19 protein-coding genes are annotated in these 17,917 nt (G+C 47.1%); 16 read left to right on the forward strand and 3 right to left on the reverse strand.

From position 1 onward, the window contains the following. Positions 1 to 443 precede the first annotated feature (443 nt). Positions 444 to 1,085 carry an ABC transporter ATP-binding protein gene (locus BMW79_RS10145; protein WP_089894025.1) on the forward strand — a complete coding sequence of 214 codons (642 nt, stop codon included), beginning with the start codon at positions 444 to 446 and terminating at the stop codon, positions 1,083 to 1,085. A 1-nt stretch (position 1,086) separates the two neighbouring features. Continuing rightward, positions 1,087 to 2,214 (forward strand): hypothetical protein, encoded by a 1,128-nt coding sequence (locus BMW79_RS10150; protein ID WP_089894028.1) that lies wholly within the window; start codon positions 1,087 to 1,089, stop codon positions 2,212 to 2,214. Here BMW79_RS10150 and BMW79_RS10155 read toward each other — a convergent pair. Next, a complete protein-coding gene (locus tag BMW79_RS10155; protein ID WP_089894031.1) occupies positions 2,193 to 2,771 on the reverse strand; it encodes an NADPH-dependent FMN reductase in 579 nt (192 codons plus the stop codon). The two genes, BMW79_RS10150 and BMW79_RS10155, sit on opposite strands and share 22 nt — an antisense overlap. 18 nt (positions 2,772 to 2,789) lie before the next feature. Continuing rightward, positions 2,790 to 4,235, reverse strand: coding sequence for a hypothetical protein (locus tag BMW79_RS10160; protein ID WP_245752455.1), 1,446 nt, complete (start codon positions 4,233 to 4,235; stop codon positions 2,790 to 2,792). A gap of 261 nt (positions 4,236 to 4,496) precedes the next feature. On the opposite strand from BMW79_RS10160, the gene leuC reads away from it, so the two are divergent. From leuC to BMW79_RS10190, 6 genes are all read left to right on the forward strand, one after another. Further along, positions 4,497 to 5,897: a 3-isopropylmalate dehydratase large subunit gene (leuC, locus tag BMW79_RS10165; RefSeq protein ID WP_089894037.1), complete on the forward strand. Its 1,401-nt coding sequence runs from the start codon at positions 4,497 to 4,499 to the stop codon at positions 5,895 to 5,897. A 48-nt stretch (positions 5,898 to 5,945) separates the two neighbouring features. Continuing rightward, the gene (locus BMW79_RS10170) at positions 5,946 to 6,698 is read left to right on the forward strand and encodes a methyltransferase domain-containing protein (protein ID WP_089894040.1); all 753 of its coding nucleotides are present in this window, start codon (positions 5,946 to 5,948) and stop codon (positions 6,696 to 6,698) included. 14 nt (positions 6,699 to 6,712) lie between these two features. Continuing rightward, positions 6,713 to 7,312: a 3-isopropylmalate dehydratase small subunit gene (leuD, locus tag BMW79_RS10175; RefSeq protein WP_089894043.1), complete on the forward strand. Its 600-nt coding sequence runs from the start codon at positions 6,713 to 6,715 to the stop codon at positions 7,310 to 7,312. A 37-nt stretch (positions 7,313 to 7,349) separates the two neighbouring features. Continuing rightward, positions 7,350 to 8,429: a 3-isopropylmalate dehydrogenase gene (leuB, locus tag BMW79_RS10180; protein ID WP_089894046.1), complete on the forward strand. Its 1,080-nt coding sequence runs from the start codon at positions 7,350 to 7,352 to the stop codon at positions 8,427 to 8,429. A 26-nt stretch (positions 8,430 to 8,455) separates the two neighbouring features. Further along, the gene (locus BMW79_RS10185; RefSeq protein ID WP_089894049.1) at positions 8,456 to 9,961 is read left to right on the forward strand and encodes a 2-isopropylmalate synthase; all 1,506 of its coding nucleotides are present in this window, start codon (positions 8,456 to 8,458) and stop codon (positions 9,959 to 9,961) included. A gap of 107 nt (positions 9,962 to 10,068) precedes the next feature. Further along, the gene (locus tag BMW79_RS10190; protein ID WP_089894051.1) at positions 10,069 to 10,458 is read left to right on the forward strand and encodes a hypothetical protein; all 390 of its coding nucleotides are present in this window, start codon (positions 10,069 to 10,071) and stop codon (positions 10,456 to 10,458) included. 1 nt (position 10,459) lies between these two features. On the opposite strand, the gene BMW79_RS10195 is transcribed toward BMW79_RS10190, so the two are convergent. Further along, positions 10,460 to 11,137, reverse strand: a complete 678-nt coding sequence (locus BMW79_RS10195) for a M15 family metallopeptidase (protein ID WP_143059120.1) — start codon at positions 11,135 to 11,137, stop codon at positions 10,460 to 10,462. A gap of 147 nt (positions 11,138 to 11,284) precedes the next feature. Between BMW79_RS10195 and BMW79_RS10200 the strand changes: the two genes are divergently transcribed. From BMW79_RS10200 to BMW79_RS10235, 8 genes are all read left to right on the forward strand, one after another. Then, positions 11,285 to 12,067: an SDR family NAD(P)-dependent oxidoreductase gene (locus tag BMW79_RS10200; RefSeq protein ID WP_245752457.1), complete on the forward strand. Its 783-nt coding sequence runs from the start codon at positions 11,285 to 11,287 to the stop codon at positions 12,065 to 12,067. An 82-nt stretch (positions 12,068 to 12,149) separates the two neighbouring features. Further along, positions 12,150 to 12,893: a hypothetical protein gene (locus BMW79_RS10205; protein WP_143059121.1), complete on the forward strand. Its 744-nt coding sequence runs from the start codon at positions 12,150 to 12,152 to the stop codon at positions 12,891 to 12,893. 24 nt (positions 12,894 to 12,917) lie between these two features. Further along, a complete protein-coding gene (locus BMW79_RS10210) occupies positions 12,918 to 13,769 on the forward strand; it encodes a fumarylacetoacetate hydrolase family protein (protein WP_089894061.1) in 852 nt (283 codons plus the stop codon). A 5-nt stretch (positions 13,770 to 13,774) separates the two neighbouring features. Continuing rightward, positions 13,775 to 14,104, forward strand: coding sequence for an L-rhamnose mutarotase (locus tag BMW79_RS10215; RefSeq protein ID WP_079468948.1), 330 nt, complete (start codon positions 13,775 to 13,777; stop codon positions 14,102 to 14,104). Positions 14,105 to 14,149: 45 nt separating this feature from the next. Beyond that, the gene (locus tag BMW79_RS10220) at positions 14,150 to 14,977 is read left to right on the forward strand and encodes an amidohydrolase family protein (protein WP_089894065.1); all 828 of its coding nucleotides are present in this window, start codon (positions 14,150 to 14,152) and stop codon (positions 14,975 to 14,977) included. 20 nt (positions 14,978 to 14,997) lie between these two features. Continuing rightward, positions 14,998 to 15,780, forward strand: coding sequence for an L-fucose dehydrogenase (locus BMW79_RS10225; RefSeq protein WP_089894069.1), 783 nt, complete (start codon positions 14,998 to 15,000; stop codon positions 15,778 to 15,780). A 59-nt stretch (positions 15,781 to 15,839) separates the two neighbouring features. Continuing rightward, complete coding sequence (locus BMW79_RS10230) at positions 15,840 to 17,075, forward strand: sugar MFS transporter (protein WP_089894072.1); 1,236 nt, start codon at positions 15,840 to 15,842, stop codon at positions 17,073 to 17,075. Positions 17,076 to 17,135: 60 nt separating this feature from the next. Then, complete coding sequence (locus BMW79_RS10235) at positions 17,136 to 17,891, forward strand: MbnP family protein (protein WP_089894075.1); 756 nt, start codon at positions 17,136 to 17,138, stop codon at positions 17,889 to 17,891. The last annotated feature ends 26 nt before the right edge of the window (positions 17,892 to 17,917 follow it).

The raw sequence follows: 17,917 nt of genomic DNA on the forward strand, positions 1-17,917 counted from the left end.
TTGTAATTATTTTATGGGTACTGTCGAAGGTTTTTGGTTTTTCTATTTGGGGTCAGCATCTTGAAATCCTCACTTCTCTCTCCCACAAATCTGTTTCAACATTTCTGTTTCCTAAAATCCATACGCTCAGGATTACAAATGTAAGCATCCGGTTAAGGGATGGAAGATATAGTTTTCAACAGGTGTGGAAAAGATATACAACTTTAATGGGAGTATAGTGGCATCGCGTGTTTCACGGGTTTTGCACCTTGTGCATATGCAATATCCTTGGCATGTGAAAAATTCCCCCGGAAAAGTTGGCTTATATGATAATTTTTTACCTGTTAAGCCTAAACGCATGATGGTCAATACAAAAATGTCCCGGAAAATTTTTTGTTAAAAAGTTCCGCTTTCGTAGATATATATGCGTTAATTTTTCATATTTACATTTTTAAGCTTGTCATATGCCCGAACCGGTTATTGCCCTCCGTGAGGTGAAGAAGAACTATCAGGATGTAAACATCCTGGATATTGCCCGACTGGAGCTGCCAGCCGGCATCTACTGGCTGCAGGGCGAGAACGGCGCAGGTAAAACCACCTGTATGAAAGTGATGGCCGGCCTGATCCCCTTCAAAGGAGAGATCCTGCTCCAGGACAACGTGAGCAGCCGCCAGCACCCGGTACAATTCCGCCGCCTGATCAATTATGCTGAAGCCGAACCCTTTTACCCTTCTTTCCTGACAGGCCGCGACTTGCTGGAACTATACCTCCGTACAAAAGGAGGCGACCCGGAACAGATCCGCGCCATCAGCGAAAAACTGGGCGTACATGTCTTTGTGAATAACCCGGTGAGCAGTTATTCCAGCGGTATGCTGAAAAAACTGTCCCTGCTGCTGGCTTTCACCGGTAACCCCGCACTCATCCTGCTCGATGAACCACTGATCACCATAGATACCCGCGCACTGGCTGTTTTATACGATCTGATCCGTGAATACAACGCCAAAGGCGTATCTTTTATTATCACTTCCCACCAACCACTGGATGCGGAAGAAGTAACCATTACGGGCACACTGAAAGTAGCTCATAAAAACATTACGCTCAATTAATATGCGTACCACCTCCGCTATACTCAGTAAAATATTTACCCGTCGCTTCTATGTGCAGAATACGGGCTTTTTCCTTGTGCTGTTCTATTTACTTTTCGGCGTGGTAAATGGCGCTAACCTGCTCGCCTATCATAAAGGTCTGCTGCTCGGATTCCTTGGTAATTATAGTTTCCTGTTCCTGGTACTCCTGCTGTGGACTTCCTACGCCCTGAAATGCGTGGGCTTTATCCTCAAAACATTCCAGACCCAGGGATATGATTTCCTGTATCCTACTATGGGCAGTATTGATAAAGCCACCCGGCGCGGCATCTGGTTCCGGCTGCATACCGCTATTTATATGCCGGTGCTGGTGTATGCCGGTATCGCAGTAGTGATCGCTATTCAGCATCAGTTTTATATATCTGCCGTAATTGTGGCGGTACTCAATATTGCCAATTGCATATGGCCGTTGAGGTTATATGAAAGGAAACTGGAACAACCGGATGTGATTTTCTTTACCGGTCACCTGCAACGCTGGCTCAACCAACACTTTACCAAACCACCGGTATTGTATTTCCTGTATGAACTGCTGACGAATTTTCCGAGGCGCATTGTGAGTACGAAAATATTTTCCGCCGCTATCCTCTGGCTTACTTTCCTGATCATGACAAGGGGAGAATATTTTGATCTGCGCGGACTGCAGATTGGCGTCATGGTGAGTGTGCTTACGCATATGCAGCTGATGGTGCATCACCGCGCATTCGACGATACGTATCTCAATTTCATGGAAAACCTGCCCATCAGGTTAGTGACCCACTACCTGCGGCTCATCGGTGTATATGTTATTTTATTTTTACCGGAGATGATCATCATTACCGTGAATGCATATACGAAAACGACGCCCTGGGGTTTAGTCACGGTTTTCTGCACGGCATTATCATTACTGATCCTTTTCCGGGTGATGCTGTTCTTCCCGAAAATGAATCCGGAGAAGCATGTACGTAATACCATGCTTACTTCTTTTATCGTATTGTTCATGGTACTCGGACATTATGAATGGCCGGCTATCCTGTTGTTACAGGCAGCATCGGCCATTATTTTCTTTGTAAAATACCGTCAGTACGAACCTTATATTGAATCGGCGTCGTAGCCCAGTTTATCACTCAGCTTTGCGAGTGAAATCAGTAGCTGCGGCAATTGTTTGATCAGGAATTCATCTGTAAGATTACCGGATGCATCAAATTTATGCTGCGCACTGCCTATCATGATTTCGGGTTTGTTGATCACAAATGCATTCAGAAATACCATGATCTGCCGCAGGTGATACTGCATTCTCGCGGTACCGATCTGTCCCTGCGATGCCCCCATAATCGCCACCGCTTTTCCGCTGAAAGGTTTGTCGGCATGACGGGATACCACGTCTATCGCGTTTTTCAGCGCACCGGGCACTGAGTAGTTATACTCCGGCGATACAATGATCACGCCATCGGCTTCTTTAATTTTGTGTACCAGTGGCGCCACTTCTTCCGGTAATTGCTCTGTATGCAGGTCTGCATTGTACATCGGAATCTTGTCAAAAAACACCTGCTCCACTGTGATATTGGAAGGAGCATGTTGTTGCAGCGCTTTCAGCGCCATCGTATTGTAGGAACCTTTTCTCAGACTGCCGGAGATGGCAATGAAATGATAGTGTTTTTCGCCAGACATACGCGCTATGGTTTTATGTTAGATACGTTTTTCCTTATTCACAAATTTGCGGTGAATGACTTCCTGCACCGGTATGCTCTCAATCTTACTTTCCAGCCAGGAAATAATATCCAGGTAGAGGAAGGAACGGCGCTCATAAGGATCTTCTGAAATTTGTTCCAGCCGGTCTTTCAGGTCTACGAACGCACTGCGTAAAGCTTTGGGATTCGCATAAATGTAGCGGCGCAGGAACTTCATGATTTCTTCCATCACCAGCCCGAGATCTTTATGTTTGGAGATGAAGTGATACACAGATTTGATCAGGTATTCCACCAGGCTGTAGTTCTCCAGTTCATAATGCGCAATGAGGTGCAGGATACGGGCGAAGCATTGTATATCTGCCCGCAGGTTACCGATTTTTAAATTGATGATTTTATTGAGATAGACAATGGCTTTGCTGTTATCACCGCTACCAAAATACAAACAGGCTATCTTGTAATAGAATACCAGCACCCGGTGCTGATCTATTTTCAATGTATGCCGGCTGATCTCCGTTTCCAGTTCGGGCACCATTTCCAAACCCTGGCTGAACGTGCCTTCCAGGAAGTAGCGGTTGATCTTCGCGGTATACAGGTACACAAAAGCAGACGTGCGGGTATTCTCATGAAAATTGTCCTGGTTATCCCGGATAAAGTCTTCCAGGTCGATCAGCGCTGCTTTGAACTTCTCAAAATTGGAAGTGTAGAAATGCGCCGTGAGCAGGTTGTGCTGGGCTTTGATGAATAAGTCCATATCCGTTTGCTGTAACGACGGATACTTTTTGAACAGGTCCACCCATTTCTGGGTGTAGCGGTAATACATCACAAAGTCCTGCAGGATATAGTAATACCAGCTGGATGCCTGGTACATATACACCTTTTCATAAAAGCTCATGTGAACATGCTGCAGTGGCGGTAACTGGCTTTCGAAGAAAGATTTCACCATTTCGGCGTCCCTTTCGTTGCGGGCATGGCCCAGTTTCAGGTACAGGCCGTACATCCGCAGGGAAAGGGTAGAGAGGCGGCTGATGTTGGTCAGCTGCTGTTCTATTTGGCGGGACTCCGCACTCAGCACTTCCGCCCGGTTTTCCAGGCTGCGGGTAATATGCCGGGATTCTATCAGCTTTTCAAACTCCACAATCTCGTAGGTGAGCATCACCTCTTCCTGCTCCAGGGCCATGGTTTTGGCCTTGGCCAGAATTTTCAGGCTCTGGTTGTATAATCCTTTATTGTAAAGTACCCGTGCATGATCCAGCTGCTCCCGCAGGTCGATCAGGGGGTCTTTTTGTTTATATAGCTGCCGCAGGCTGGATAACAGGTGTTTGTAAAGATGTGCTTTTACATTCGACAGCTGCTGCTTTTTGATATCGGTGATTTTCTTCAGTATCTGCTCCTCATCGTAGTCTTTCATCTTGTCCAGCGTAGTGAACAATTGGATGAAAAGCACGTCCTCCTTGGTATTGTTTTTATTAAACGCCAGCTGAAAACTGCGCTTTTCGGCTTTTGTTAAGGTTTTTATTAATATGAATAAAGCATCACTTTGGCTGTTGGGCATCGTTAATAAAGTCTTGTAAATTATTGATAAACAATGTTTTAATGTATATCTGAGGCGTTTAAAGGTTGTAATTAAAGCAAATTTAGCGATATGGCAATTAATTAATGACCATTAGATTTGAAGGTATAAACAATTATAAAAGGAAGCAAAAGGATGGGAAAAACGTTATTTGATAAAATCTGGGATGGCCACATAGTGGTGAGCAAGCCGGGGCATCCCGATGCAGTGTACATCAACACGCACTTTATTCACGAGGTGACGAGCCCCCAGGCATTTGACGGGTTGCGGAAGCGGGGTATCCCGGTATTCCGTCCGGCTAAAACCCGGGCTACCGCAGATCACAACGTACCAACCTTACACCAGGACCAGCCCATTAAGGAAGCATTGAGCCGCCACCAGGTGGAAATGCTGACAAAAAATACCAGCGAATTCGGGGTAGAACTGTATGGTCTGGGCCATCGTTTTCAGGGTATTGTGCATGTGATCGGACCAGAGCTGGGCATCACCCTGCCGGGTATGACCATCGTGTGCGGCGACAGCCACACCAGTACCCATGGTGCTTTTGGCGCCGTGGCCTTCGGTATCGGTACCTCCGAAGTGGAACAGGTACTGGCCACCCAGTGTATCCTGCAATACAAGCCTAAGCGGATGAAGATCGAAGTGAACGGGAAATTGGGCAAGGGCGTACTCTCGAAAGACATTATTCTTTATATCATCTCCCAAATATCCGCTTCCGGTGCTACCGGCTACTTTGTGGAATATGCGGGGGAAGCTATCCGCAGTCTCAGTATGGAGGCGCGCATGACCATCTGCAACATGAGCATCGAAATGGGTGCCCGTGGTGGATTGATAGCACCAGACGACATCACCTTCGATTATATCAAAGGCCGTGAATTTGCTCCGAAAGGAGCCGATTGGGATAAATCCCTGGAATACTGGAAAACCCTGTACTCCGACAACGACGCCGAATTCGATACCGTACTCACCTTCGATGCCGCCGATATTGAACCACAGATCACCTATGGTACCAATCCCGGTATGGGCATGGGCGTAACCCGCCACATCCCGGCACTGGATCAGCTGGAAGAGAAAGAAAGACCTTCTTTCAAAAAATCACTTGAATACATGGACCTGCAACCCGGCGCTGAACTGCTGGGCAAAAAAGTGGATTACGTATTCATTGGCAGCTGCACCAACTCCCGTATCGAAGATTTACGCCTCGTGGCCGATTTCGTGAAAGGACGGCACAAAGCAGATGATGTAGTGGTATGGATCGTTCCCGGTTCCAAACAGGTAGAAGCCCAGGCCCAGGAAGAGGGGATCGACAAGATCTTCGCCGAAGCCGGTTTCCAGCTGCGTGAACCCGGTTGCTCTGCCTGCCTGGCCATGAACGAAGACAAAGTGCCGGCCGGTATGTACTGCATCTCTACCTCCAACCGCAACTTCGAAGGCCGCCAGGGACCGAACGCCCGCACCTTCCTCGCCAGTCCGCTTACCGCCGCCGCCGCTGCCATTACCGGCAGGGTAACCGATGTGAGGGAACTGCTGGGGTAAAAAGAACGGATGGGAAACACAAATGCTTAACGCTAAAAGCCTACTGCTATGTCTGATCAATGGAATGCCGACTTATATAAAGAAAAACACGCCTTCGTGTTTGAATATGGTAACAGCCTGATAGATTGGTTACAACCACAATCCGGTGAACAGATCCTCGATCTGGGCTGCGGTACCGGCGAACTGACAGCACAGCTGGCACAGAAAGGAGCCATCGTTACCGGGATAGACGCTTCCGCCGCTATGGTGGAAAGCGCCCGCCAGCACTTCCCGGATATTACCTTTGAAGTACACGACGCCACCACTTTCTCCCTGCCCCAACAATTTGATGGCATCTTCTCCAATGCTACCCTCCACTGGGTGCGCGAAAAGGAAAAAGCCATCAGCAGGATGTACGCCCAGCTGAAAAAAGGCGGCCGCCTGGTCATTGAAATGGGAGGTAAAGGAAATGTACAACAGATCCTGACCTACCTGGAAAAAGCCATGCAGCAACGCGGATATACCTACGAACCATTCTGGTACTTTCCTTCTCCTGCAGAATATACTACCCTGCTGGAAAAGGCAGGTTTTAAAATAGACCGGGTACACTTTTTTGACCGTCCGTCGAAACTGGTGGATCCGGCTACCGGCATCAGCGACTGGCTGGAGATGTTTGGCGCTCACTTTTTTGGCAGCATTCCCGAAAAAGATAAGAACGCTATCCTGGAACAGGTGCAGCATGAACTGGCGCCACAGCTGATGAAAGACGGTGAGCTGTATGCGGATTACGTCCGCCTGAGAGTAGCCGCCACAAAAATTTAAACTGTAAAATCATCATGAGTAAAATATTTCAACACCTCGTTTCTTCTGCGGTACCTGTACCCATCGAAAATATAGACACCGATCAGATCATCCCGGCACGCTTTCTGAAAGCCACCACCAGAGACGGTTTTGGAGAAAATCTGTTCCGCGACTGGCGCTATGAAGCAGATAACACACCCAAGCCGGATTTCGTGATGAACAATCCCATCTACAGTGGACAGATCCTGGTAGGAGGCAAAAACTTTGGTTGCGGCTCCTCCCGTGAACACGCCGCCTGGGCCATCGCCGATGCCGGCTTTAAAGTAGTAGTGAGCAGCTTCTTTGCAGATATCTTCAAGAATAACGCCCTCAATACTTTTATCCTGCCTATCCAGGTATCAGAAGATTTCCTGGACCAGATCTTCACCGCCATTGAAGCCGATCCGAAAGCACAGCTGGAAGTAGACCTGGAAAACCAGTTCATTAAGATTGTGAGCACCGGCGCCAGGGAAAATTTCGATATCAACCAGTACAAGAAAACCTGTCTGCTGAACGGATACGATGATATCGATTACCTGCTGAGTCTCCGGAAAGAAATTGAACAATACGAAACCACAAGAACATATAATTTCTAACATCAAACCAGCTAAATACTAAAAGCTACACACAAATATGGGCGTTGAGAAGAAAATACTAGTTATACCCGGAGATGGGATCGGACAGGAAGTGACGGCATGGGGACAAAAGGTGCTGATGGCCATAGCCAAAAACTATCATCACACATTTACCTTTGAAGAAGGGATCATGGGCCACGTAGCCATCGAAGCTACCGGTGATCCACTACCGGAAGAAACATTGCAGAAAGCAAGAAATTCCGATGCTATCCTGTTCGGCGCTATCGGTCATGCTAAATACGATAACGATCCTACCCTGAAAGTAAGACCAGAACAAGGTTTGCTGAAAATCAGGAAGGAGCTCGGATTGTATGCCAATCTTCGCCCCATCAAACTGTTTGATGAACTGCTGGAAGCTTCCAGCATTAAGCCTGAAATATTACGCGGTTCAGATATCCTGTTTTTCCGGGAGCTGACCGGGGATGTATACTTTGGTGAAAAGATCAGAACAGCCGATCGTAACACCGCGTCTGATCTGATGATCTATCACCGTTATGAAGTAGAACGTATTGCCCGCAAAGCTTACGATGCTGCGCGTACCCGCCGCAAGAAACTCTGCTCTGTTGATAAGGCCAACGTACTCGAAGCCAGCCGTCTGTGGAGAGAAGTAGTACAGGAAGTAGCCAAAGAATACCCTGATGTGGAAACAGAACATATGTTTATCGATAACGCAGCCATGCAGCTGATCAAAGATCCGAAACGCTTTGATGTGGTAGTAACCGGCAACCTGTTTGGTGATATCCTCACTGATGAGGCTTCCCAGATCGCCGGCTCCATGGGGATGCTCGCTTCTGCCTCTATCGGCGACAGCACCGGGTTCTTTGAACCTATCCACGGATCTGCGCACGACATTGCCGGTAAGGGCATTGCCAACCCGCTGGCTTCTATTTTATCTGTAGCCCTGATGCTGGATATTTCCTTCGGCCTGAAAACAGAATCACAGCGTGTGATCAAAGCCGTGGAAGCTACACTCAGACAAGGTTTCAGGACAATGGATATCGCGAACAAACACACCGAGAACCATTGTATTATGGGCACTGACGCCATGGGCGCCAAAGTATTAGAGAACCTGAATTAATCATTCAATAAAATTATTACACTATCATGGATAAAAATCGTGTATACGTCTTTGATACCACCTTGCGTGACGGAGAACAGGTCCCTGGCTGTCAGCTGACCACTGTAGAAAAAATTGAGGTAGCAAAGAAACTCGAAGCATTAGGCGTGGACATCATCGAAGCAGGTTTCCCGATTTCCAGCCCGGGCGATTTTCAGAGCGTGGTGGAAATATCCAAAGCCGTTACAGAACCGGTTATTTGTGCGTTAACCCGTGCCAATACCAAAGATATAGATGCAGCTGCAGACGCATTGCGTTTTGCAAAACGTGGCCGTATTCATACCGGTATCGGATCTTCCGATATGCACATCAAATATAAATTCAACAGTACCCGCGATGAAATACTGGAGCGTGCCGTAGCCGCTGTGAAATATGCCCGCAAGTTTACTGATGATATCGAATTTTATGCAGAAGATGCCGGCCGCGCAGACAATGAATACCTGGCCCGCATGATCGAAGCCGTGATTGCGGCCGGTGCTACCACCGTGAACATCCCGGATACCAACGGTTACTGCCTGCCCGATCAGTACGGTGCAAAAATAAAATACCTGGTTGATCACGTTTCCAACATCGATAAAGCCATTATTTCTGTTCACTGCCATAATGATCTCGGTCTGGCTACCGCCAACACCATTGCCGGTGTAATGAATGGCGCCCGCCAGGTGGAATGTACGATCAACGGTATCGGAGAGCGTGCTGGTAATACTTCCCTGGAGGAAGTAGCCATGATCCTGAAAACGCATCATGCTTTGGGTTATCATACGCAGATCAACTCAAAAGGGATCTATGAAATCAGTAATCTCGTAGAAACCATGATGCACATGCCGGTACAGCCTAACAAAGCCATTGTGGGCCGTAACGCTTTTGCACACAGCTCCGGTATTCACCAGGATGGCGTGCTGAAACACCGCGAAAACTACGAAATCCTGAACCCGGAAGATGTAGGGATCAATTCCAACTCTATTATCCTGACTGCCCGCAGCGGCCGTCATGCCCTGAAACATCACTTATCACGACTGGGTTATAACCTGGAAAGAGTAAACATCGATGAAGTGTACCAACGCTTCCTGCTGATGGCAGATACCAAAAAGGAAATTACCGATGCGGATCTGCTGGAACTGATGGGAGATGGAGATGCCAAAACCTACGACGATAATGCGATCAAAGTAACATTGCTGCAGGTGGTGTGTGGAGATCCGCTGCGTCCGATGGCGACGGTGAAACTGCGGATTAATGGCGAAGAAAGAGAAGCCAGTGCTGCAGGTAACGGCCCGGTAAATGCTACCATCAACGCGATTCATAATATTATCAAAGATGATATCGAACTGGATGAATTCAACATTCAATCCATGCGCGGTGGCAGTGATGATGTCAGCAAAGTAAATATGCGTGTAAAACACAACGGCCAGTCGTATTACGGTTTCGGTATTTCCACCGATATCGTGAATGCTTCTGTGCATGCGTATGTGGATGCACTGAACAAAATATACTAGTATAATTTTCTGCACCCGCCTTGTCTTGCCCGATCAACGCCGGGCAGGCAGGGCGGGTGTAACTTTTTTGTCCCCGCTTCGTTCTACAGGTGACAACAATTTCCCTGATGAGAACAATTTCGTTACTCCTGATCTTTTTATTGTTTGCTGGTTGCAAGAAAGAAACAGACCGCTGTTCACAATACGGATGGATAGATATCAACAGTGTCCGGTATATGGGTAAAACGCCCGCCAGTTCCCAGGGCGCAGGTGGTGTATTTTATGATGTATATACTACTTTCGCTACTTCCTGTTATTCCCTGAACAGGCTGGTGGAAACCAGACAGGCGGATACCATACTCATTAAAGCCGAGTATATATATAATAGTTGTGCTACCTGTACCCAGTCCAGCAGCGTACAATCCAAAACCTATTCTTTTATCACCGCCACTCCCGGCACCTACTATTTAAAATGGGAGGGTATTCCCAGCCGTGTAGATACTGTTCATATTCCCTGACCTAAAAGAATATATCCATCAGTGGATATTTTTTATAGTCTGGCAGATAAAAATGCCACCATTCGGTGGAACTTCCCTTAAAGCCATGCTGAAACATGGCGTCCCGCAGTATTTTCCGGTTAGCTGCAATGACCGGATCTGACGGCATATAATTCTGATGTGCTTTCCTGGTAAAATCATCAAAGTCCGTAGGCATGGCCACGGGCTTATTTGTTTTAAGATCTACCATACTCAGGTCTATCGCTACGCCACGGTTATGGCCGGAGCCCTTCCGGGGATCGGCGGCGTACAGGTCGTTCGGCACTATTTTAAACATAGCCTCCGTTACATGATAAGGACGGTAGGCGTCGTAGATCAGCAGGCCATATCCTTTTTTGCGTAGCGCTGTTTGTACGGCTTTCAGGGCTTTGGCAGCCGGTAGCCGGAGATAAATATCCGTGCGGGTATATAACTGTTGTTTGGTGAAGTTGTTGGTAGTGGCATACCGCACATCTTTCTGAATACCGGGAATATAGTGTTCCAGGTTTACCAGTTGCTGGTTGCTGTCTGCTTTTACCAGCTGGTCATATTGCTGGCGGGTAGTTAATACGGGCAATCCATATTTATTAACGGGTATTTTCTGGGCGGCTGCCCGGGCGGAAATGGCCCATAGGAGCGTTAGTAACAGCATTCTTCTCATGCGCTTAAAATTGCAGAAAAAGCCCCGGATTTGAGCCTGATTATTGAATTTTGCAAAAATTAGGCAAGAAAGTATGAAATACAGTGAAAATACAATTGCAATCACCTTATATTAATAGGTATTTTAGAACCCTTAAATTTTTTAATGATGGAACTGTTCAGATTAGATAACAAAGTGGCAGTTATCACAGGTGGTGGTAGCGGTATAGGACAGGCAATAGCGAAGACATTTGGCTCCCAGGGCGCGCAGGTGCATATCCTGGAGTTGAATGAGGAAGGTGGAAAATCCACTGCCGATGAAATCAGGGCAGCAGGTGGCCAGGCCACGGTGCATGCTTGTAACGTAGCCGACCAGGCAGCCGTGATTGGTGTAATGGACGGTATCGTAAAAGCAGCCGGTAAACTGGATATCCTGGTGAACTGTGCAGGTATTGCACATGTGGGTAACCTGGAGAACACCGCTGAACAGGACTTTGACCGGGTATACCAGGTAAATGTAAAAGGTAGTTACAACTGCATGTATGCAGTGATCAAACAAATGAAAGCACAGGGTGGCGGGGTGATCCTGAATGTGGCCTCCATCGCGGCCAGTGTGGGTATACCAGACAGACTGGCCTACTCCATGAGTAAAGGCGCGGTACTGACTATGACATTATCTGTTGCGAAAGATTACCTGGGCGCCAATATCCGTTGCAATTGTATATCGCCGGCAAGGGTACATACGCCTTTTGTAGATGGATTTATTGCGAAGAATTATCCGGGCAAGGAAGCCGAAATGTTTGATAAACTGAGTAAAACACAACCGATCGGCCGCATGGCTAAACCAGTGGAAATTGGTAACCTGGCGTTGTATCTTGTTTCAGATGAAGCAGGATTTATTACAGGCACCGACTACCCGATTGATGGTGGTTTTATCCGCCTGAATAATTAAGAATTAATGTGATGTGTGTTTTAAAGTGCGGACGATTACCCGTATCTTTCAAGTTATTCATTCATTAATTTTTAGTTATATCATGCAACAATTTCGAATGGGGCTGGCCATAGCAATAGCCGTATTATCTGCCTGTAATTCCGCGAGCAACAAAGGTGGCGCCAGCGGGGATTCCACCGTTATAAAACCGGCAACTCCGGATGGAACGGTGTCTGTTACATTTGCCGACAAGCAAAAAGATACTTCGCTGATCACTATCAAATTTCAGCTGAAGGGTGAAACCAAAGAGAAAACTTTTGAACAGGCGTTATTGAAAGATGCACCGGAATCAGACCTTTATAAAGTGTTGTGGAATGAGCCCAACAGTTGTTATATCGGGGTGTTGAAAGCGAATCACCAGCCACGTTATTACCACGCTTTTATCGACAGTAAAAAAGATCTGAAAGTATTATGGGCAGCTACGCCGCCGCAACCGATCTGGGAGTACATGGAAAATACCATGGGGCTTGGTAAGGTATCTGCCGGAGGCGAACTGGTACAGAAATATAAAAAAGGTATACAATCAGGTCAGATCCTGGCAGATTTTATCGCAGAGATCAGACCGGATAATTCACCAGACAGTCTCGAACTGTATGTTGAATTTGGAGGCCTCCGTAAAAGTATGTTTATGGCCGTGCCAGCGGGCGCCAAAGGTGTTATCCAGCCAACAGGGCAAGATGACCATGTGTATTTCTCTTTTGTAAAAGATGGAAAAGCAGAACCGGTGATTGACCTGAAAGTGGAAAGCGGACGGTTGAAAATAAACACATTAAAAGAAATCAAGTAAGACTAATAAAAAAATAATATTGATATGAAACTGATCAGGTTTGGTTTACCGGGACAAGAAAAACCGGGTGTTGTTACAGCAGCAGGAATGTTTGATGTGAGTGCATTCGGTGAAGATTTTGGAGAACAATTCTTTGAAAACAACGGACTGGCGCGTTTGTCTGAATGGTATGCTGCGCATGCCGGTGAATGTCCGCAGGTGCCTGCAGATACCCGTTTAGGTTCGCCTATTCTTCGTCCTTCCAAAATTATCTGTATCGGTCTTAACTATGCTGATCACGCCCGTGAAACCAACGCGGCGATTCCGGCAGAGCCAATCGTATTCTTTAAAAGTACCAGCGCACTGGTGGGTCCGAACGACGACCTGGTGATTCCACGTAACAGCGTGAAAACCGACTGGGAAGTGGAACTGGCCGTTGTAATTGGCAAAAAGGCCAGTTATGTGGAAGAAAAAGACGCTTTGGACTATGTAGCAGGTTACTGTTTACATAACGACTACAGCGAAAGAGCCTTCCAGATCGAGAGAGGTGGACAGTGGGTAAAGGGTAAAAGCTGCGATACTTTCGCGCCGTTAGGTCCGTGGCTGGCTACCAAAGAAGAGATTGCAGATGTCAATAATCTTCGTTTATGGCTCACCGTTAATGGTCAGAAAATGCAGGATGGCAATACTTCCAATTTCATCTTTAACGTACCATTTGTAGTGGCTTACCTGAGCCAGTTTATGACCCTGCTTCCGGGAGATGTGATCTCCACCGGTACGCCAGCGGGTGTAGGTCTGGGTATGAACCCACAGGTATACCTGAAAGCAGGAGATGTGATTGAACTGGGTATTGATGGTTTGGGTACTTCCAAACAAACGGCAGTAGCGTATAAATAGTCATTATGAAAAGATATTGTCTGGCGCTGGATCTGGTAGATGATCCACAATTGATCAGCGAGTACGAAGGGTATCACCGCAACGTATCCGCTGAAATAAAGAAGAGTATCACAGACGCAGGTATTACGGTCATGGATATTTACCGTGCCGGTAACCGGTTGTTTATGATCATGGAGGTAGACGATACTTTCTCCTTCGAACGTAAAGACGCTATGGATGCTGCCAACCCGGCTGTAAAAGTATGGGAGCAGCTGATGTGGAAATACCAGCAGGCATTGCCGGTAGCGAAGGAAGGGGAGAAGTGGATTATTATGGACCAGATTTTTGCATTGTAAAAGTAAAGCGGATGCTACGGCATCCGCTTTACAAAAAATAGTTACATGGTTATTGACGCACATCAGCATTTCTGGCAATACGATCCGGTCCGCGATGCATGGATTGATGAATCCATGGAAGTAATCCGCCGTGATTTTTATCCGGAACACCTGGCGCCTGTACTCGAAGAAAACGGGGTGCATGGCTGCGTGGCTGTTCAGGCGGACCAGTCGCCCGATGAAACCGCGTTTTTGCTCTCGCTGGCAGCACAGCATACCTTTATCAGGGGCGTGGTGGGCTGGGCAGATCTGCGCGCTGATAACATTCACGAACAACTGGAACAATATGCGGCGCATCCGAAGCTGAAAGGTTTCCGTCATATTGTACAGGGCGAACCCGATAGCCGCTTTATCCTGGGAGAACATTTTTGTCGTGGTATCAAAGCATTGGCACAACACGGATTTACCTACGATATTCTCGTATATCCGAAACAGTTAGCTGCCGTAGAAGAATTTGTACAGCAGTTTCCGGAGCAGGCGCTGGTGATAGATCACCTGGCCAAGCCGGATATCAAAGGTGGTGAACTGGAAGCATGGGCAGCACATATGCGCCGTATTGCACAGTCGCCCAATGTATACTGCAAGCTGAGTGGCATGGTTACAGAAGCAGACTGGCAGCAATGGGAACCCGCACACTTCCGGCCATTCCTGGAAGTAGCGCTGGAAGCCTTTGGCCCGGGCAGGTTGCTGTATGGCTCCGATTGGCCCGTGTGCCTGGTGGCGGCAAAGTACCGTGAGGTAAAAAGCCTGGTCACTGACTTTATCAGCACCTTATCAACAACAGAACAACAGCAAATAATGGGAGGCAATGCCATCTCATTCTATCATCTATAAAAAATAACATTACACGTACTATGGATTTAGGATTACAGGAGAAAGTGATGATCGTTACCGGTGGCGCAAAAGGAATCGGGGAAGCAATTGCCAGGCTGATTGCAGCAGAAGGCGGCATTGCCGTTATTGCCGGCAGAAGCACCGCAGACAATGAGAAAACCGCGAACGACATTATCGCTGCCGGCGGTCAGGCACTTGCCATTACAGCCGAGCTGGGAAAAGTGGAGGATTGTAAAAAAGTAATCGCTGAAACTGTAGCCAAATATGGTAAAATAGACGGCCTGGTAAATAATGCCGGCGCCAATGATGGAGTGGGACTGGAAAGTGGCAGCCCTGAAAAATTTATGCAGTCGCTGCAGAATAATTTATCACACTATTACAACCTGGCACATTTCGCGCTGCCTTACCTGAAAGCATCGAAAGGAAATATTGTGAACATCGGCTCTAAAGTAGCCAATACCGGTCAGGGTAACACCAGCGGCTATGCCGCTTCCAAGGGAGCCATCAATGCACTGACCCGCGAATGGGCGGTAGAAATGCTGCCATACTCTGTACGGGTAAATACCGTGATCCCGGCCGAAGTATGGACACCACTGTATGAAACATGGATCAATTCCCTGCCTAATCCACAGGAGAAGCTGGCATCTATTACTGCCAACATTCCATTTGAAAAAAGAATGACCACTGCTGTAGAAATTGCCAACGCAACCGTGTTCCTGTTGTCACCACGTTCATCTCATACAACCGGACAAATCGTATATGTAGATGGTGGTTATACCCATCTCGACAGATCCATCAGCTAAGGATAAAGAGCCAACACCAGTTATCAACATTCATCACCTGAAACATTAAATTCTTCGTTATGGCCGGAGGCGCAGTAAGTAATTCCACCTATGCTAGTAAAGATACCGGCGTGAAGCCTGGTAGTTACCTTTTCCCGTTGATCCTAGTCACCAGTTTATTTTTCCTGTGGGGACTCGCATACGGACTGCTGGATGTATTGAACAAACATTTCCAGGAGGTTTTGAACATCACGACCAAACGTTCCACCTTATTACAGGGCGCTTATTTCGGCGCTTATTTCCTGATGGCTTTGCCGGCAGGGATGTTTATGAACAAGTTCGGCTACAAGAAAGGAATTATCCTGGGCTTACTGCTGTATGCTACCGGTGCTTTTCTCTTTTTTCCGGCAGCAGGGGCATTGAGTTTTGATTTCTTTTTATTGGCCTTATTTATACTTGCCTGCGGATTAGCCTGCCTGGAAACGGCTGCCAATCCATATGTTACGGTACTGGGAGATCCGGGTACCTCTGAACAGCGCCTGAACTTATCACAGTGCTTCAACGGACTGGGATCTTTCCTTGGTCCTATCATTGGTGGTAAATTATTTTTCGGCAGCGGCAATGGCGATCTTACTACCGTAAAGCTCACCTATATTGTTATTGGTGTGGTGGTATTACTGATCGCAGGTTTCTTCTACAGAACACCGTTACCTGAAATCAAAGAAGCAGAACAGGAAGGAGAAGCTGTGATGGCCGATACCCGTCCGCTGTTTGCACACCGTCACTTTGTGCTGGGCGTGGTAGCACAGTTCTTTTATGTAGCGGCACAGGTAGGCGCCGGTGCGTTATTTATCAACTATGTAACTACTTACTGGCATGGCATTACCACAGAAAACGCTTCTTACCTGTTGTCTGTAGCCCTCGCTTTATTCATGGGTGGCCGGTTTGTAGGCACAGCCCTCATGCGTAAAATAGCGCCCAATAAGTTGCTGGCACTATATGCGTTTATCAACATATTATTGAGTTTATTTGTAATGACCGGCAGCGGTGCTCCTTCTGTATATGCACTGATTACCATCTTCTTCTTTATGTCGATTATGTTCCCGACGATTTTTGCGTTGGGCGTAAAAGACCTGGGGGTACACACCAAACGCGGTGCATCTTACCAGGTAATGTCTATTGTAGGTGGTGCTTCTGTACCTTACCTGATGGGCGTGGTAACGGAGTGGCAATCATTATCCGCCTCTTTCGCGATTCCTGCTTTCTGCTTTGTGATCGTGTTCCTGTACGGCTGGAAAGGCTATAAAAGAGTTTAGTTCTTTTTAATATTTAATCCGCAAAATCATTGTAACTTTCTTTGAATAAAAGAGGATACCATGATTTTGCGGATTTTTTCTTTCTGTGCAGGCGGGTTCCTGGTGCTCACTTTGTTGCTGGCCGGGAAGCCCCTCGTTTCCGGGCCTGCACCTTCGTTGCAGCTATCACTTACCCATCTCATGGGACAGCAACCGCTCGTCAGAAAAACCGTTACCTACACCAACGCCTCCGGAGAGGAATTTACCATCAGCCGTTTCCGTTATTTCCTCAGTAACTTTTCGTTGGAAAGTGTGGATGGTCATGTAGTGACATTGCCACCTGCTTATTATCTCGTGGATGACGCCATTGACAGTACAAAAAATATCCGTCTTACACCTGTTCCGGCAGGAAAATATAAAAGTATCCGTTTCCTTGTAGGAGTAGACAGCATCCATAATGTGAGTGGCGTGCAATCGGGCGCACTGGCCGTGGAAAGCGGTATGTTCTGGACCTGGAACAGCGGCTATATCATGGCGCAGATAGAAGGACATTCACCCGTGATCAATACGCCTTTGCAGGAATTTATTTTTCATTGCGGTGGTTACAAAGAGAAAGACCAGGTGCTAAAATATGTTACACTGCCATTTTCACAACCGATTACGATAGGAGAAAAGCAACCACCACATATTCAACTCAGCGCTGATGTGGAAAAATGGTTTTTACCGGATACCGTCAGTTTCAAAAAGATAGCGGTCATTATGGCGCCGGGCGTGAAAGCCAGACAAGTAGCCGGTAATTACCAGCATATGTTTAATATTACCGGCATTACGGAGTAATGTTATCAGATTCCATCACCGCGTAC

The organism is Chitinophaga arvensicola (assembly GCF_900110835.1).
In the GTDB taxonomy this organism is placed as follows: Bacteria; Bacteroidota; Bacteroidia; order Chitinophagales; family Chitinophagaceae; genus Chitinophaga; species Chitinophaga arvensicola.

Bases quoted from the DNA above. Each gene is read 5' to 3' on its own strand.
- BMW79_RS10145 (WP_089894025.1), top strand. From the start codon at position 444: ATGCCCGAACCGGTTATTGCCCTCCGTGAGGTGAAGAAGAACTATCAG.
- BMW79_RS10150 (WP_089894028.1), top strand. From the start codon at position 1,087: ATGCGTACCACCTCCGCTATACTCAGTAAAATATTTACCCGTCGCTTC.
- BMW79_RS10155 (WP_089894031.1), bottom strand. From the start codon at position 2,771: ATGTCTGGCGAAAAACACTATCATTTCATTGCCATCTCCGGCAGTCTG.
- leuC (WP_089894037.1), top strand. From the start codon at position 4,497: ATGGGAAAAACGTTATTTGATAAAATCTGGGATGGCCACATAGTGGTG.
- BMW79_RS10170 (WP_089894040.1), top strand. From the start codon at position 5,946: ATGTCTGATCAATGGAATGCCGACTTATATAAAGAAAAACACGCCTTC.
- leuD (WP_089894043.1), top strand. From the start codon at position 6,713: ATGAGTAAAATATTTCAACACCTCGTTTCTTCTGCGGTACCTGTACCC.
- leuB (WP_089894046.1), top strand. From the start codon at position 7,350: ATGGGCGTTGAGAAGAAAATACTAGTTATACCCGGAGATGGGATCGGA.
- BMW79_RS10185 (WP_089894049.1), top strand. From the start codon at position 8,456: ATGGATAAAAATCGTGTATACGTCTTTGATACCACCTTGCGTGACGGA.
- BMW79_RS10190 (WP_089894051.1), top strand. From the start codon at position 10,069: ATGAGAACAATTTCGTTACTCCTGATCTTTTTATTGTTTGCTGGTTGC.
- BMW79_RS10195 (WP_143059120.1), bottom strand. From the start codon at position 11,137: ATGAGAAGAATGCTGTTACTAACGCTCCTATGGGCCATTTCCGCCCGG.
- BMW79_RS10200 (WP_245752457.1), top strand. From the start codon at position 11,285: ATGGAACTGTTCAGATTAGATAACAAAGTGGCAGTTATCACAGGTGGT.
- BMW79_RS10205 (WP_143059121.1), top strand. From the start codon at position 12,150: ATGCAACAATTTCGAATGGGGCTGGCCATAGCAATAGCCGTATTATCT.
- BMW79_RS10210 (WP_089894061.1), top strand. From the start codon at position 12,918: ATGAAACTGATCAGGTTTGGTTTACCGGGACAAGAAAAACCGGGTGTT.
- BMW79_RS10215 (WP_079468948.1), top strand. From the start codon at position 13,775: ATGAAAAGATATTGTCTGGCGCTGGATCTGGTAGATGATCCACAATTG.
- BMW79_RS10220 (WP_089894065.1), top strand. From the start codon at position 14,150: ATGGTTATTGACGCACATCAGCATTTCTGGCAATACGATCCGGTCCGC.
- BMW79_RS10225 (WP_089894069.1), top strand. From the start codon at position 14,998: ATGGATTTAGGATTACAGGAGAAAGTGATGATCGTTACCGGTGGCGCA.
- BMW79_RS10230 (WP_089894072.1), top strand. From the start codon at position 15,840: ATGGCCGGAGGCGCAGTAAGTAATTCCACCTATGCTAGTAAAGATACC.
- BMW79_RS10235 (WP_089894075.1), top strand. From the start codon at position 17,136: ATGATTTTGCGGATTTTTTCTTTCTGTGCAGGCGGGTTCCTGGTGCTC.